The 15,770-nt window shown below is 68.3% G+C and carries 14 protein-coding genes; 6 read left to right on the forward strand and 8 right to left on the reverse strand.

Annotated elements, in window-relative coordinates; genetic code table 11:
• Positions 1-47: 47 nt before the first annotated feature.
• Positions 48-893 carry an LLM class flavin-dependent oxidoreductase gene (locus tag FKO37_RS23730; RefSeq protein WP_238605791.1) on the reverse strand — a complete coding sequence of 282 codons (846 nt, stop codon included), beginning with the start codon at positions 891-893 and terminating at the stop codon, positions 48-50.
• A gap of 130 nt (positions 894-1,023) precedes the next feature.
• On the reverse strand, positions 1,024-1,926 hold the full coding sequence (locus tag FKO37_RS23735; RefSeq protein ID WP_238605792.1) for an NAD-dependent protein deacetylase: 903 nt from the start codon (positions 1,924-1,926) through the stop codon (positions 1,024-1,026).
• 73 nt (positions 1,927-1,999) lie between these two features.
• On the opposite strand from FKO37_RS23735, the gene FKO37_RS23740 reads away from it, so the two are divergent.
• Entirely contained in the window at positions 2,000-2,188 is a 189-nt protein-coding gene (locus FKO37_RS23740) for a hypothetical protein (protein WP_238605793.1), read from the forward strand.
• 147 nt (positions 2,189-2,335) lie between these two features.
• Here the strand turns inward: FKO37_RS23740 and FKO37_RS23745 are convergent, their stop codons facing one another.
• Complete coding sequence (locus FKO37_RS23745) at positions 2,336-3,706, reverse strand: hypothetical protein (protein ID WP_238605794.1); 1,371 nt, start codon at positions 3,704-3,706, stop codon at positions 2,336-2,338.
• Between the two features lie 74 nt (positions 3,707-3,780).
• Between FKO37_RS23745 and FKO37_RS23750 the strand changes: the two genes are divergently transcribed.
• From FKO37_RS23750 to FKO37_RS23765, 4 genes are all read left to right on the forward strand, one after another.
• The gene (locus tag FKO37_RS23750; protein ID WP_238605795.1) at positions 3,781-4,539 is read left to right on the forward strand and encodes a nucleotidyltransferase domain-containing protein; all 759 of its coding nucleotides are present in this window, start codon (positions 3,781-3,783) and stop codon (positions 4,537-4,539) included.
• A gap of 155 nt (positions 4,540-4,694) precedes the next feature.
• Complete coding sequence (locus tag FKO37_RS23755) at positions 4,695-5,936, forward strand: acetyl-CoA carboxylase biotin carboxylase subunit family protein (protein WP_238605796.1); 1,242 nt, start codon at positions 4,695-4,697, stop codon at positions 5,934-5,936.
• A 37-nt stretch (positions 5,937-5,973) separates the two neighbouring features.
• Positions 5,974-7,998, forward strand: a complete 2,025-nt coding sequence (locus tag FKO37_RS23760; protein ID WP_238605797.1) for a hypothetical protein — start codon at positions 5,974-5,976, stop codon at positions 7,996-7,998.
• 70 nt (positions 7,999-8,068) lie between these two features.
• On the forward strand, positions 8,069-8,692 hold the full coding sequence (locus FKO37_RS23765; RefSeq protein ID WP_238605798.1) for a DUF6461 domain-containing protein: 624 nt from the start codon (positions 8,069-8,071) through the stop codon (positions 8,690-8,692).
• An 849-nt stretch (positions 8,693-9,541) separates the two neighbouring features.
• Here the strand turns inward: FKO37_RS23765 and pqqB are convergent.
• The 5 genes from pqqB to pqqA all read right to left on the reverse strand — a co-directional run bounded on the left by pqqB (position 9,542) and on the right by pqqA (position 12,623).
• Positions 9,542-10,411 (reverse strand): pyrroloquinoline quinone biosynthesis protein PqqB, encoded by an 870-nt coding sequence (gene pqqB, locus FKO37_RS23770; protein ID WP_037811403.1) that lies wholly within the window; start codon positions 10,409-10,411, stop codon positions 9,542-9,544.
• Entirely contained in the window at positions 10,408-11,481 is a 1,074-nt protein-coding gene (gene pqqE, locus FKO37_RS23775; protein ID WP_037811404.1) for a pyrroloquinoline quinone biosynthesis protein PqqE, read from the reverse strand. The genes pqqB and pqqE overlap by 4 nt, the downstream gene beginning before the upstream one ends.
• The gene (gene pqqD / locus FKO37_RS23780) at positions 11,472-11,744 is read right to left on the reverse strand and encodes a pyrroloquinoline quinone biosynthesis peptide chaperone PqqD (protein ID WP_037811406.1); all 273 of its coding nucleotides are present in this window, start codon (positions 11,742-11,744) and stop codon (positions 11,472-11,474) included. Before pqqD ends, pqqE begins: the two co-directional genes overlap by 10 nt.
• A 4-nt stretch (positions 11,745-11,748) precedes the next feature.
• Positions 11,749-12,447, reverse strand: coding sequence for a pyrroloquinoline-quinone synthase PqqC (gene pqqC / locus FKO37_RS23785; RefSeq protein WP_037811409.1), 699 nt, complete (start codon positions 12,445-12,447; stop codon positions 11,749-11,751).
• An 80-nt stretch (positions 12,448-12,527) separates the two neighbouring features.
• Positions 12,528-12,623 carry a pyrroloquinoline quinone precursor peptide PqqA gene (gene pqqA / locus FKO37_RS23790; protein WP_037358081.1) on the reverse strand — a complete coding sequence of 32 codons (96 nt, stop codon included), beginning with the start codon at positions 12,621-12,623 and terminating at the stop codon, positions 12,528-12,530.
• 310 nt (positions 12,624-12,933) lie between these two features.
• Here pqqA and FKO37_RS23795 point away from each other — a divergent pair, with 310 nt between their 5' ends.
• Positions 12,934-15,711, forward strand: coding sequence for a sugar-binding domain-containing protein (locus tag FKO37_RS23795; protein WP_238605799.1), 2,778 nt, complete (start codon positions 12,934-12,936; stop codon positions 15,709-15,711).
• The last annotated feature ends 59 nt before the right edge of the window (positions 15,712-15,770 follow it).

Consider the following 15,770-nt stretch of genomic DNA (forward strand, 5'->3'; position numbering starts at 1 on the left):
CATGGGCGCGAGCTTACTTCCCGTGCTGTTCAGAAAAGGTCAGCTGTTCAGCAGAGGTCGGCGAGCCGGTCGACCTGGCCGGGATCGCTGCCCCAGCAGTAGAGCATCACCTCGTCCGCGCCGAGATCGCGGTACGCGCGGACCGCGGCGCGGATGTCGCCGGGCGTGGTGAGCATTCCGCTCACCATGTGCTCCGCCATTTCGGTGAACGCGTAGTACGCGTGCATTGCCGTTTTCGCTTCGTCCGCGACGGAATCCGGGCCGACCGCGACGTTCACCTGCGCGACGAGCCGCGGTTCGCCCTTGCGGCCGTGGTCCCGCCAGTCGCGGCGCACGGCGTCGAACAGCCCGCCGACCCACGATGGGGGAGCGGCGGCGAGCAGCCCGTCGCCCCAGCGGGCGACGCGGGCCAGCGCCTGGGGTTTGAACGCGCCGATCAGCAGCTCCGGGCCGCCTTCGCGGGCCGGTGCCGGGCCGATCGGACCGGCCTCGGTGCTGTACGGCGCGCCGGACCACAGCCGGTACAGGTCGGCGAGCTGCCGGTCGAGACGGCGGCCGCGCTCGCGCAGCGGGGTGCCGGCGGCGTGGTGGTCGTCCTCGCGGCCGCCGACGCCGACGCCGAGCACGAACCGGCCGCCGCTCATCCGGTCGAGCGTGGCGGTCTGCTTGGCGAGCAGCGCGGTCTCGCGCAGCGGGGCGAGCAGGACCTCGGTCTGCAGCCGGATGCGGGTGGTCGCGCCGGCCAGCACGGCGAGCGCGGTGAGCGGTTCGGGATTGTCGTAGACGAGGCGGTCGAGCAGCCCGAGCGTGCTGAACGGGCCGGCGTCCGCGCGGCGCGCCCAGTCGAGCAGGGCGGCGGGGTCGCTGACGGGCAGGCCAATGCCGATGGACATCGGAGAACCTCCGGTAAAACGGGTCGACAACTACAGGGTTGCCGCCCGCTCCTGGACCTGAATGTCTTCAAGCTGGCCGGTCCGCTCTGCGGCGTACTTCCGGGGACCGTTCCATCGGAGTGCCCGCAGCTTATCCGGCGGCGCTCGGGCTGGGCAACGCGTTTTCCAGCACGGCCAGCAGCTCGGTGAGCGCGGGGCCGAGCGGCAGGTCCGCGCGGACGGTCGCGTGCTCGTCGCCGCGGGTCTGGCCGCGGTTGACGATCACCACGGGTTTGCCGGCTTTCGCGGCCCGCCGGACAAACCGCAGGCCGGACATGACCGTGAGCGAAGATCCGAGCACCAGCACCGCGGATGCCTCGTCGACCATCCGGTAGCACCGCTCCACGCGGGTGCGCGGCACGTTCTCGCCGAAGAACACCACGTCCGGTTTCAGCACTCCGGAGCAACTGGTGCAGGGCACGGTGCGAAAGGTGCGGACGACCTCCTGGGCGAGCTCGACGTCGCCGTCCGGGTTGATCCGCGTTGCCACGGCGCCGAAATCCGGATTCGCCGCGCGCAGCCGGGCGTCGAGGTCTTCGCGCGCGGTGGTGCGGCGGCAGTCGAGGCAGACGACGCGGTCGAGGTTGCCGTGCAGTTCGACCACGCCGGGAGTGCCAGCCGCGCGGTGCAGGCCGTCGACGTTCTGGGTGATGACGCCGGAGACCCAGCCGCCCGCGCGCAGTGCGGAAACGGCTCGGTGCCCGTCGTTCGGCGCGGCCCGCGCGATGGTGCGCCAGCCGAGGTGGCTGCGCGCCCAGTAACGCTGGCGGCCCGCCTCGCTGGCGACGAATTCGCCGTACGTCATGGGCGTGTGGTTGCGGAGACTGCCGGTTTCGCCGCGGTAGTCAGGTATGCCGGATTCGGTGGAGAGGCCCGCGCCGCTGAGCACGAGCACCCGCCGCCCGGCGACGATCTCGGCCACGTCCGCGACCGTGCCCGTGCGAGGCAGCGGTTCGCCAGGTCCGGCCCAGGTCAGCGTCGGTCGCGTGCGCACGCCGCCAGTCTAGCGACCGCTCTCCCGGAAACCGGGCGATTGGTTTTCCGCGCGGCTGGGTACCAAAGGCCACATGTGGTTCGCGCTGGCTACCCCCGTGGTCGTGATGGTCGCCGCCGTGCTCATGGAATCCGTGGAGCGACATTGCCTGCGGACTCCGAGCGGGGCGGTCCGGCGTCCGGTCGAACGGGCGGCGCTGCGGGAAGCGTCGATGCCGGTCGTAGCCGTCGGGGCGGCTCGGCTCAGGCAGCGGACCGCCTGAACGCCCACGGGCCGGAGGGGCCGGTGTTCTTGGGAGGAACACCGACCCTCCAGCCTGCGGGCGAGGCCCGCGCTCTCCCCGTCGGGGTGGGAGAGCGCGGGCCCCTTTTTTCTTCAGGCGCGGAACCCGTTGGTGTTCTAGCGAAACCTAGCGCGCGGCGTCCTGGGTGAGCTGCCGGTACCAGTCGTCGTACGGGTGGTTGGTCGCCGGGTAGTTGACCAGCGGATCGGTGGCCAGGCCGGCGTTGTCGAAGTCCCAGCCGCGGACGACGTGCCCGCTCTTGCGCGCAGCGACCAAAAACGCTGAATCCTTCGCCGGAGCCCCGTAGAACAGCCCGTCCTGGAGCTCAGCCGGGTCGCCCTGCTGGTATTCGTCGAACGCCACCTGCTGGTACTGCACACGGCCGCCGGCGACGAGATCCGTGGAGTACCGCAGGGTTTGCACCGGGGTGGAACCGTCGGCGCCGGTGACGACAGAGATTCGCCCCGCGTTTGCCTTGTCGTAACGCGGATCGGACGTTTTCGCGTTGCCGGTCCAGGTCACGGTCTCGCCGGAGAGGGTGCCGCGCCACTGCCAGTTCTGGTCGCTCGACTGGCTGCGGTGGATTTCGCGGAGCCCGGAGCTGGTGAACGCAACGGTCGGCAGCACGCCGTTGTCGTACTGATGGCTTGCCGACCAGCGGATTTCGCCGTCCGCGCCGAGCTGTCCGGTGTGGTACCAGAGGGTGGTGGCGCTCGGCGACTGGTGCACCTCGACGATCCGGCCGGAGTCGTCCAGCGCGACCGCCGGGGTCTGGCCGCTGTCGTAACGGCCGTGGCGCTGCCACGTGACGCGCCCGTCGGCGCCGAGTTGCCCGGTCCAGTACCAGAGCGCGCCGCCGCCGGAATCGTGCACCTCGACGACCTGGCCGCGGCTGTTGACCGCGACCGCCGGGTGGTACCCGACGTCCCGGCGGTACGCGGCGCGCGTGCCGCCGTCGCCCGACAGCAGCGGGAGGACTTTGCCGCGCAAGGAATCCGTGGTCGCTCCGGTCCGGTAGGCGGCGGGGGAGAGCAACCGCGGCCCGAATGCGGCACTCAGTTCGGCGTTGACCGCGGCCAGGTTTCCGGCGGCGAACGAGTCGTTGTCGGTGAGGTCGTCCTTCAGGTCCAGCATGACGACGATCGGCGCCGCGTCCGGGTGCGCGGCCGACCAGGTGTTCACCACGCCGAGCCAGTCGCGGAGGCTGTCGGACGCGGGGTTGCCCGCGTGGTCGACCAGGTCGCCGGGCGAGCTGTGGCCGATCCCGTAGTCGTGCCGGGTGGCGTAACCGTTGTCGTGGATGTCGAATTCGATGAACCGGACACCGTGGTCGAGCTGGTAGGAGATGGACCCCTTCGCTCCGTCGACGTTGCCGGAGTAGCTGTTGTGCGTCGCGGCGAAGATGGTGTCGGAGAAGGGCTGCGCGGCGTTCGCGGGCGCGGCGCCGAGCGCGGTGACGGCGGCAGCGGTGAGCGCGATGGTGCTTAATCGGTGCATTCAAACCCCCAGGTCGGCTGGACAACCGGCGAAATACTGGCGATCTTGGCAGAGATTCATGGCATGTTCTGGGGATGCAGGAAAACGACGAGGAAACCTTCGCCGGGCACGTCGCCGAGCTGTTGTCCGGTTTGCCCGGAGTCGAAGCGGTGGCGCTGGGCGGTTCGCGGGCGCGCGGCACCCATCGGCCGGACAGCGACTGGGACTACGCGGTGTACTACCGCGGCGCGTTCGACCCGGACGACCTGCGCGCGCTCGGCCTGCCGGGCGAGGTGTCCGGCCTGGGCGAATGGGGCGGTGGGGTCTTCAACGGCGGCGCGTGGCTGACCGTGCAGGGACGGCCGGTGGACGTGCACTACCGCGACCTGGACGTGGTCGAGCACGAGCTGGCCGAGGCGGAGAAGGGCCGGTTCCATTGGGAGCCGCTGGCGTTCCACCTGGCCGGGATCCCGAGTTACCTGGTGGTGGCGGAGCTGGCGCTGAACCGGGTCGTGCGCGGGGAACTGCCGAGGCCAGAGTATCCGGAGCTGTTGCGGGAAAACGCCCCCAAGTTCTGGCGCGCTTCGGCGGCGCGGACGTTGGAGTACGCGAAGGCCGCGTACGTGCGGCACGGCCGGGTCGCGGAGGCCGCGGCGTCGGTCGGCGTGGCGGCGATGCAGACCGGGCACGCGGTGCTGGCCGCGAAGGGAGAGTGGGTGACGAACGAGAAAACCTTGCTGGAACGGGCGGGTTTGCGCGCACTGGACGACGTGGTGGCGGGGATGGGGCACGACCTGCCGGGGGCGTTCGCGACCGCGTGCGCGTTGCTCGGCCAGGCGGGCGGAGCCGCGTAACCCGGAAAACCCTGATGGCGCAACGGTTTCCGCTCGCCAAACCTCGCCGGACGGCACGGATCCGTTTCATTTCGCCGGTTTCGGGTATATGACCGCAGCACGGCTGCGGCCGCCGCGCCGTGGCGAGCCGCACCTGCTGAACGGAGGAACGCCCTATGCCAGAGTCCGAGCCGGTCGCGAAGGATCCGGACAAGGGATACGTAGCGCTGCTCGGCTGGTCGCTCAACGCGGTCGAGGCGCTCGACCGGTTCGACCGCCGCTACGTCGTGGTCGCCCCGGACTGGGCGGAGAAGTACTGCGTGGAACACGACATCCCGTACGTGTCGTGGAATTTCGAGCGGCTCAACGACCGGTCGATGGAGATCGCCGAGATCCTGCACGAGGAAGGCGTCGACGTCGCCATCCCGCTGTTCGAGGAGACGGTCGAGTGGGCGGGCGCGATCAACTCGGTGCTGATGGACAACCCGCGCCTGTTCGGCCAGGCGATGCTGCTGCGGGACAAGGCGCTGATGAAGCGGCGCGCGCAGCTCGGCGGCATCCGGGTCGGGATCTTCGAGGAGGCGCACGCCCGAGACGACGTCGTCCGGTTCCTCAAGCGGGTCAACCAGACGCTGCTCAAGCTCGACGGCGACCCGAACGACCCCATCCACCTCAAGGCGTTCGACAAGGCGGGCTGCCTCGGCCACCGCGTCATCCGCACCCCGGACGAGATCGACTCGATCCCGGAGGAGGAGTTCCCGGTCCTGATGGAATCGCACCTCGACGGCTGGGAGTTCGCGGTCGAGGCGTGGATCCACAACGGCAAGGTCAAGTTCCTGAACATCTCGGAGTACGTCACGCTCGGCTACTCGGTGTTCGTGCCGGCGACCCCCGAGCTGGAGCGGTACCGGCCGCAGATCACCGCCCAGATCGAGAAGCTCGTCAAGACCTTCGACATCGAGTTCGGCTTCGTGCACCCGGAGTACTTCGTCACCAGCGACGGCGAGATGTACTTCGGCGAGGTCGCCTACCGGCCGCCCGGGTTCAAGGTCTTCGAGCTGCTCGAACGGGCCTACGGCTTCAACGCCTACCAGGCGCTCGTCCTGTCCTTCGACCCGAAAACGACGGAGGAGGAGATCGACGCCTTCTTCCCGCGGGAGGTCGTCGACGCGACCGGCGTCGCGGGCTGTTTCGGTGTGTACCCTCGCCGTCGGGTGGTCAGCGAGCTGCGGATCCCCCAGCAGACCGAGGACGACGACTACTACGAGTCGCACGACCTGACCGCGCCGCTGGAGGAGACGGTCACGAAGAGGACCGCGTTCGGCACGCACTGGGGTCTGCTGTACTTCTTCGGGGACGACGCCTACCGGATGCGCGACCTGCTGAAGGAACAGGAAGAACTGGACTTCTACGTCTGAGCACGGACGAGTCCGCCACCCCGACCGAAGGACGCACTTGGAGCCGAACGCCGACGTCACCGGCACGACTGCGACGCTGGCCAAACGCGTGGCGTCGCTCGACGACGCGGTCGCGGCCATGGCCGCGACCCGCGACTTCGGCAAGCACACGAAGCTGCGCCGGGTGCTGGAGGCGCTGCGGCGGGTGCTGCTCCAGCCGGACGGCGCGGCCGCGGTCCGGGCGAGGGCGCGGGCGCTGGAGGAGGCCGGGGTTTTCCAGGGCACCGACTGGGACACCCCGGAGATCCTGATCCCCGCGCTGGTCGGCCCTGGCCTGCACAGCGGGAACTCCGACACCGTGGTGATCGAGGCGACCAGCGAACTGCGGATGCTCGCGGTCGCGTGCGGCGACTACGAGCATCCGACGCTGCCCGCCGAGGACGCCCGCGTGTTCCTGTCGCAGGTGCTCGGGGCGAACCTGGAGCTGCTGTTCACGCCGCCCAGCGAAGCGGAGCGGACCCGGCAGGGCCGGACTGCGCAGCTGATCCGCGACCTGCTGCGGTACCTCGCCGACCAGATCGGCTACGACAGCATCCTGGACAAGGTGGTCGAGGAGATCTGGCGGATCCTGCGCCAGCGCCCGATCCAGGTCGACCAGGTCAAATCGCTGATCACGCGGATCTCGATCTACCGCGGCGACCCGGACGTCGACCTGGGCGGTTCGTCGGTGCAGGGCCTCGACCGGCTCATCACCAGCCTGTTCGGGACCACCGAGGCGTGCCGGGAGGACCCGGGCGTCGACGTCTTCCGGGCGCGGCTCGAGGCAATGGACGCGGCGAGCCTGCAGTACGAGGCGACCGGGTTCGCCCGGGCCATGCACGACACCGGCCTGGTGTCGCCGTACCACGCCGAACTGCTGCGGTACCTCGCGCACGAGAGCGACTACCTCGTCGGCGAAGCGCTCGGCCTGTCCGACGTGGGCCGGAACTGCCTGATGCGCTACCACGACCTGGTCCACCGGCTGATCGAGGAAGCCGTGCACCCGCAGACCGCGCAGTGCGTCTACGGGCTGGCGCTGCTGCTCGACCGCGGCATCCTCTACGAACCGCCGGTCGTGCCCGCGCTGTGGCGGCAGCTTGCGCTGGAGCTGTCGACCGCCGCCCGGGAACGGCTCGCGCTCGTGTTCGGCGACCAGCCGAGGCCCGAGGCGCGGCTGCTCGCGGGCGTGCTATCGATGCTGGGCCAGCCGCTCGGCGTCGGACAGGGCGACAACCCGACCTGCCAGTCGGCGCGGGCGCTGTCGATGTGGGCCTACAACGACCCGGACTACCTGCTGCAGGTCGTGGTGTGGGCGGCGCGCGACGACGAGGTCGTCATGCACTTCGAAGGACAGCCGGTGTCGTCGAAGGAAAGCGGGGCCGGGCTGTCCGAGTCGCTGCCCGCCGACCTGGACCCGGTGTCGTCGCTCGTGGTGCCCCATCTCGACCGGATCTACGCCGAGATGGGCCGCCGCTGCGCCGACCGGCCGGGCGACCCGCACCGCTGGGTCAACCCCGAGTTCCACGGCTGGTGGGCCGCTCGGGGCTTCCGCATCAACGTGGACGTCGCCACCGGAAAACTGATCGACCTCGACGACTTCCTGCGGCAGTTCCACGCGAGCTACCACCCGTCCTACAACGGCGAGCAGCCGCTGATCCACCCGCAGCCGGCCGGGATCGCGGTCACCGACAGCGCCGCCCGCTACGTCGGCTGGCACGCGATCACGATCCTGCGCATCGCGCCCGATCCCGACGACGTGATGCGGGTGTACTTCTACAACCCGAACAACGACAGCGGCCAGGACTGGGGCGACGGCGTGGTGGTTTCGACCGCGGGCAGCGGCGAGCGGTTCGGCGAGGCCTCGCTGCCGTTCGACCAGTTCGCGTCCCGGCTCTACATCTTCCACGTCGACCCTCGGGAACACGGCGAGCCGGAGAAGGTGCCCGCCGAGGACGTCGCGCGGATCATCGGTTATCTCGAGCGCAGCTGGGGCGCGGACCGGCTGCCTGCCGGGAGTTTGCAGGCGGAGCCGCCGCAGAAGTGACCCTCTGCTGTCCACAATGGACTGTGGGCTGTTTTCGCGGATCCGGTTTTTGTCGGTGGTGCCTGTCATCATGGCCGCAGTCGATCTTGGAGGCGTGATGACAGGCTTACTGACCGAGTTGGCATGGCTGGATGATTACGGGCCGCTGCAGGACATCTTCTGTGTTTCGTTCGTGCGCGGGCTCGATCCGCCCGAGGTGGTGCGGCGGTTCGGTGGCGTCGGCGGCGAGCAGATGACGTTCGGGGAATTGAACAATCTGGTCGCCGGGTACGTCGCGCAGACCCAGGGCGGGAACGGCGGAGGGTACGTCGGCGTGGTGTCGTCCGGCGAATGGAGTGTCGCCGTCGAACCGTGGGGGTGGCAGGGGAATTTGCCGGAAGTCGTTGCCAGGCTTTCGAAAGACTGCGAGGTCGTTGCTGTGAACCGGCACGACTACGCCGAGGCGCACTTCGTGCACGCGGTGGACGGCACGGTCGTCGCTGGTTTCACTCCGCGCCTGCCGAGCCGGACGTACGGCAGCGAACCGGACCGGCTGCTCCCGGTGATGCGCGAGGCTGGGTTGGATCCTGGCCGGGATGAACGGCCGTCGAACCCGATAGCTGCGGCTTTCGCGGTGGCGGCGGGGGTGACCGGGGTGGTGTTTACGCCGGAGATGTTGGAGCGGTTGTTGCTGGTGGGGGATATCCGGACCTAGGTGCGTCGCATCTGCTTGCCGTGCTGGGGCTTTTGGTGACCGGCGACCTGCGATTGGTCAACGTGTTTGCTGGCCGGGATGTCGTGGTCAGGAGACGAGCACCTGGCGGTTGAGTGTGACGGCAGCTGGTGGACTGCTTCTGGCGCTCGCCGGTCGAGGCTCGGCGGAGGGCCGATTAGTCGTGCCCGGTTACCGCATGAATCGGTTCTGCCCGGTGCTGATCGCGCTGTTGCTCCGCGAACTGAGACGTGTTCCGGGCGGGTGGGCGGTGCGGTTCTGTGGTGTGTTTGCGTGCTTGAGTAGGGAGGTGGGGCGTTACGTCCGGCATTGATTCGGCTTCCCGTGGGGTGAACGGCGGTGCGTCGGGTCCGTGAGGTCGGTGCGCGGTGTGGTTCTGCCCTTCCTTGTGGCGCAACCTTCGCGAGGTTCGTGCGCGACTCTGCGAGTTCGGTTCTGTCCAGCTGTAATTCGGCTCCGGTATCCACGTCACGGCCTCTGCCGGGTCGAGCGGGGCGGTTCTGCTGTCCGGTTAACCGTCGTGAGGCTTGCGCGCGGTTCTGATGCGAGGTTGGTGTGCGACTCTGCGAGCGAGTTCGGTTCTGTCCGGGAGCAGTTCGGCTCCGGGATCCCCGCCGTGGCGTCTGCTGGGTCGGGCGGGTGGTTCTGCTGTCCGGCTGACCGTCGTGAGGTTCGCGCGCGGTTCAGGCGCGAGGTTGGTGTGCGGCTCTGCGAGCGAGTTCGGTTCTGTCCAGCAGCACTTCGGCTCCGGAATCCCCGCCGCGGTCTCTGCCGGGTCGAGCGGGGCGGTTCTGCCGTGCCCAGCTAACCGTCGTGAGGCTTGCGCGCGGTTCAGAGCGTGAACTCGGCTCCATCCGGCGGCACGTCCGCTCCAGCGCCGACCACCGCAGCGTGCTCCGCGCCGTGCGGATCCACGACGGGGTTCGTGTTGTTCAGATGCGTGTAAGCCCACCGGCCGACCCCTGGGCGGTTCGCGAGCATCGGCAGCGTCGTGGTGATCGGCACGTGGCCCATCGCCTGCTGGGCGGCTGGGTTGGCGCTGTCGGTCGCCGTGCTGAATTCGCTGCCGCTGTAGAAGGTGCCGTCCAGGAGGACGAGGCTCGCGCCGTCGGTGAACTCGTCGAAGCCGGGTGGCCAGGTGCGCAGGCAGGGCGCGTAGACGAGCGTGCCGCCGGTTGCCGGGTCGTGGATGCGGTAGGCGACGACCCACGGGCCGGGACGGGCGGAGGCGCGGGCGTATTTCGGTTGTTTGTCGCTGATCGGGAAGGAAGTGATCACGAGGCCGTCGAGGGTGGTTTCGGTGGAGGCGTGCCAGGTCCAGTCGTGGTACTCGCCGATGATGGGACGGGCCGGGAAGTGGTCGGTCAGTGCGTGCAGGGCGGCGGCGGGGGCATGGACGGTCAGCGCCGTCGCCTCGCGGAGCATGAGCAGGCCGAGGGTGTGGTCCAGCTCGGCGTCGGTGAGCAGGACCGTCCGCAGGGGCGTCTCGCGCGGGCCCGGTCCGGCTCGCAACGCTGGTGTGGCCAGGATTTGCGCGCGGATGTCCGGTGAGGCGTTGAGGAGGTGCCAGACACGGCCCTCCGCGCTGAAGGCGACGCTGTCCTGCGTACGCGAAGGCGAGCCGGACGTGCATTGCGAGCAGGCGCAATTCCACTGGGGAAAGCCGCCGCCGGCCGCGGTGCCCAGGAGGATGACCTTCATCGGGCTGGGCCACGCATAATCAGGTCCGGAGTGGACGGTGCGGTGAGAATGAGGTCGACCATGCCGCGGTGCGGGGAGCGGGAGCACACGGGGTCGGCGTTCGCCGCGTCGCCGGTGAGCTGGAATGCCTGGCAGCGGCAGCCGCCGAAGTCGGTGGCGCGGCGGTCGCAGGTGCGGCACGGGTCGCGCATCCAGTCCTCGCCGCGGTAGGCGTTGAAGGACTCCGAGCGGTACCAGATGTCGGCCAAGGCGGTCTCGCGGACGTTGTCGAGCGTGAGCGTGGTGATTGCGCTGGCGGCGGGGCAGGGCAGGACGGTGCCGTCGGGCGCGATGGTGAGTTGCCGCGCGCCCCAGCCGTGCATGCACGGTTTGGGGAACGGCTCGTAGTAGTCGGCGACGACGTAGATGATTTCCATCGTGCCGCGGAGGCGTTCGACGGCTGCGCGGACGATGGGTTCCGCGGCGGCGAGTTGCGCGCGGGTCGGCATCAGCGCGTCGCGGTTGCGCAGGGCCCAGCCGTAGTACTGGGTGTTGGCCAGTTCGAGCCGGTCCGCGCCCATCGACTCGGCGAGCGCGATGATGTCGGCCAGCTGGTCGTGGTTCTGCCGGTGCAGCACCACGTTGACGGTCAGCGGCAGGCCCGAGGCTTTCACGAGCTCGGCGGCGGCCAGCTTCCGGTCGAAGGCTTTCGCGCCGGCGAGCAGGTTCGCCCGGTCCGGGGTCGCGGCTTGGGCCGAGAGCTGGACGTGCGCGAGACCTCGGTCGACGAGATCGGTCAGCCGGGACTCGGTCAGGCCCAGGCCGGAGGTGACGAGGTTGACGTAGCAGCCGAGGTCGCTCGCGTGCGTGACGAGATGCGGAAGGTCGGGGCGCGCCAACGGTTCTCCGCCGGAGAGGTGGACCTGGAGCACGCCCAGTTCCCGGGCCTGGGTCAGTGCGTCGATCCATTCAGCGGTGGACATTTCCGCGGACCGGCTGACGAGTTCCACCGGATTCGAGCAGTACGAGCAGTGCAGGGGGCAGCGGTGCGTCAGTTCGGCGAGCAGCCCGAGCGGTGCGGTCACGTCCATTCGATCACCCGCCGTTGTCCGAACCGGGCCAATACGGTGAGGACGTCACTCTCCTGGACGCCTTGATAGCGGCTGCGCAAGGTGGCGACGATGCCGGACACCGAGGTGGCACCGTCGCAGAGTTCGAGGACCGCGGTGGCGGTGGAATTCGGTACCAGCACGCCTTCCGGGAACAGCAGCACCTGCGTCCCGCGCACGTGATCGAACGTCAGGCGGACGCCGACGCGCAGTTTCGGCACCGATGCGGTCGTGATGGTGTCCATCGGCTCACTCCTCGGCCGCAGCGCGTTCGATGGCGTCGAGCATCGACCACAGGACATCGCACTTGAACGACAGCGCGGCCACCGCTTTCTCCTGCTGTTCGCGCGTGACGCAGTGCTGTACGACAATGTCCAAAGTGTCCTTGCCCTCGCCGGAAACCTTGTCGATCCGGTTGGTGAAGTACGCCAGGTCGGCGCGGGAAATCCAGGAATAGTTCGCCAGGACGTCGACCACCCGCTGCTGCATCAGGTGCCCGGCGAACATCTCGGTCAAGCCGGAGGCGACGGCTTCCACCCAGGGTTTGGTGCGTGCGAAGGTGACGTAGGCGTCGACGGCGAACCGGACACCGGGGGCGACGTGTCGCTCGTCGAGGACTTCGGCGCGGTCCAGGCCGACCGCGGCGCACAGTCGCAGCCAGCGTTCGGCTCCGCCTTCGCCTTCGACGGCGCCGTCGTGGTAGACGATCCGGTCGAGCCAAATCCGGCGGATTTCCGGGATCGGGCAATTGCTGATGATGGCCGCGTCTTTCTGCGGCAGCACGCATTGGTAGTACCAGCGGTTCGCGGCCCAGAGCCGCAATTCGCGCTCGGTCAGTTCGCCGGCGTGCATCCGCCGGTGGAACGGATGGCTGCCCCAATACCGGTCGGCGAGGCCGCGCAGGGCTCCGGTGAACTCCGCCGGACTCATCGGGTGCACAGTGGACATTCGCTCCTCCGGGATTCTCGCTCAGCGGTAAGGTTTTCCGGGACGGACGGGACCGCGGCGGACCGGTCCCGTCCGGCGGGTCACTCCTCCCGGCGGGCCGCGTAGGCGGTGACCTCCATCGGGGTTTCGTACTCGACGAAGTCGGGTGCGGTCCACATCTCGACGGGTTCGGGCATGGGAAACTCGCTTTCCTTCGGTGGTGCACCGGTGAGCGGGGCAGTGGTCCCCGCCCCGAACGCCGTCACCCTAAAAGCGCACGGCGGCCGGTCGCCAGGGGTGCGGGGCGATTTTCCCGCCGACTTTATAAAGGTTCCTTCCTATGGCGCAGCGCCGGTCACGCTGGGGCGCCGCCGCCGGTTGTCCGCCCGACAGAAACCTTGCGGCGGCGCGGAAACCTCCTTACGCCGCTTGACATCGGGCCCGCGAACGGCCGAATAATAGGGTTCAAGTGCGGGTGACAACGATGTCAGAGGCTACGGGAGCGACGTGACCCAGGTGAATCGCAGGCGGTTTCTGTCCGGCGGGATTGCTGTCGCGAGCGGCGGTGTGCTCGGCGCGTTGGGAGTGTCCGGCACCGCCGAGGCAGCTCCGGACGCGCGTCCGCCTCAGGTCGGCGGCGAGATCGGCAGTGGCTGGACCTTTGTCGCGGCCGACGGCACGGCTGCGGACGGGAGTGTGCTCGCCAGCGCGAAGGACGTCGCTGGGTTGAAGCCCGCCGTTGTCCCGGGGACTCCGCTGACGAGCATGATCGCCAACGGCGAGTATCCCGATCCGTTGTACGGCCACATCGTGACCGACACCGTCCCGGACACCCTCAAGGACACCGGCTACTGGTACCGGGTCGCGTTCCGGGTGCCGCGGCTGGTGCCAGGGCAGCGGTTCTGGCTGCAGTTCGACGGGATCAACTACCTCGGGACTGTGTGGCTCAACGGGACCAGGGTCGGCACGGTCGAGGGCGCGTTCAAGCGCGCGGTCTTCGACGTCACGGACATCGTGGCCGAGGCGGACGGGGTCGCTTGGCTGGCGGTGCTGGTCGGGAAGCTCGACTACACCGATCCGCCCGCATTGCCGAGTTACGCCAGCGGGGTGACGCGCGGCGGGCGCAACGGCGGTCCGACCGGGATCACGCTGAAGAACGGGCCGACGTTCTTCTGCACCGCCGGGTGGGACTGGCTGCCCACCATTCCGGACCGGGATCTGGGGATCTGGCAGCCGGTCACCTGGCGTACCACGGGGCCGGTGCGGGTGGCTGATGTCCAGGTCACCTCGACGCTGTCGCAGGATTTGCGGACGGCGGAGGTCTCGGTCTCGCTCGCGGTGGACAGTGCTGCCGGGAAGTCCGTGATGGTGACGGGGTCCCTTGACGGGCGGGGGTTCCGGCGGACGGTCAGTGTTCCGGCGGGGGCGTCGTCGGTGAAGCTGACGTCGAAGGAGATCGCCTGTCTGCGGGTGGATCGGCCGAAGCTGTGGTGGCCCAACGGGTATGGGGAGCCGTATCGGTACCGGCTGACGGTCGGGGTCGAGTCCGGCGGGCAGGTGCACGACGAACGGACGGTGGACTTCGGGATCCGGCGGATCGAGTACACGACGCCGATTCGGTCGCCGTCCGGGGCGGTGACGCAGTGTCTGGCGATCACGGTCAACAATCAGCCGATCCTGGTGATGGGCGGGAACTGGGGGCTGGACGAGGCGCTCAAGCGGATCCCTCGGGAGCGGTTGCGGGCGCAGGTCCGGTTGCATCGGGACGCTAATCTCAACTTGATCCGGAACTGGAACGGGCAGAGCAGTACCGAGGACTTCTTTGCTGCCTGCGACGAGTACGGAATTCTGGTCTGGCAGGACTTCTTCTGTTCCACTGAGGGGCCGCCTGCGGAGAATATTGAGCGGGATCTCGCCAATATCCGGGATTGCATTGTGCGGTTTCGCAATCATCCGTCGATCCTGCTGTGGTGCGGTGGCAACGAGGGGCCGCCGCCGCAGCCGTTGATCGACGGACTGGACGCGCTGGTTGCCGAGCTGGATCCGCAGCGGGTGGTGTTGACTAGTTCTGCCGGGGATACCGGGGAGAATCCGGTTGACGGGTACCGGTCTGGCGGGCCGTACCACTGGGTGCCGCCTGCCAAGCATTTCGCGTTGAATGACGGTACGCAGTGGCCGCCGTTTCATAATGAGGTCGGGTCTTATTCTATTCCTACGTTGGAGTTCATGCGGAAGATGCTTCCGGAGGCTTCGTGGGAGCATCCGGATGATTTCTGGGCTGATCGGGATGTCAACGGGAACGGCGGGAATGGGGGTGGTGCGGGGTATCTTCGGCTGACTGGCGAGCGGTATGGGGAGGTCCGGAATCTTGCGGATTTCGCGCGTAAGTCGCAGTTGATGAATTACGAGTGTATTCGGGCTATTTACGAGGCTCCGGTTGCTTATATGCGGAGTGTTGGGCCTTATCCGCGTACTGGGGTCATCATGTGGATGACTAATCCTGCGCAGCCTAGTTTTGTCTGGCAGATGTACAGTCATGATTTGGAGGCGCATTCGTCGTTCTATGCGGTTCAGCATGCTTGTCGGCGGGTTAACGTGGTGCTGGATGCGCGGAACTTCGATGTGATTGTGGCTAATCATTCCCGGGCTGTGGTTCGGGGGAGTGTTGAAGCCTCGTTTTACGGGGTCGACGGGGTGGAGTTCGCTCGTGCCTCGATGCCGGTGGGCGGGGTGGCTGGGTCTGACCGTGCTGTGGTTGGGCGGGCGGCTTCGGAGGTTGGTGCTGCGCCGTCTGAGGTTGCTTTTGTTCGGTTGGTGCTTCGGGATTCGCGTGGATCGGAGGTTGTTCGGAGTTTCTATTGGGTGGAGAAGCCTGGGCTGGAGGCTGGGTTTGCCGGGTTGGAGGGGATGCCTGGGGCGGCTGTTTCGGTGATCGCCGGGGTTTCGCGCGGGGGCGACGGGGCTGAGGTGGCGGTGGATGTGCGGAATGTCGGCGAGTCGGTGGCGTTGATGGTGCATTTGCAGGTTTATGACGTGCGGACTGGGGAGCGGGTTCTTCCTGCGACGTTCAGTGACAATTATTTGAATTTGGTCGGCGGGGACGCGGCGAGTGTTCGGGTTCGGTTGGATGAGGGGCAGGTTCGGCGGCATCCGCGGGTTGGGGTTCGGGTGGATGGGTGGAAGCTTGATCAGGGGGCGTCTCGGTTGCGGGGGCGAGGGGTGGAGGTGACGTTCAATCGGGATGCTTTGGAGGTGAGTCCGGAGGTTCGGACGTTTCGGGGGTGAGGTTCGGCTCGTCGCCTCCGGCGACATTGCTTTGAGGGGTTGCGTGGGGCACCCCGAAG

Source organism: Amycolatopsis sp. Poz14 (assembly GCF_006704225.1).
In the GTDB taxonomy this organism is placed as follows: Bacteria; Actinomycetota; Actinomycetes; order Mycobacteriales; family Pseudonocardiaceae; genus Amycolatopsis; species Amycolatopsis nivea.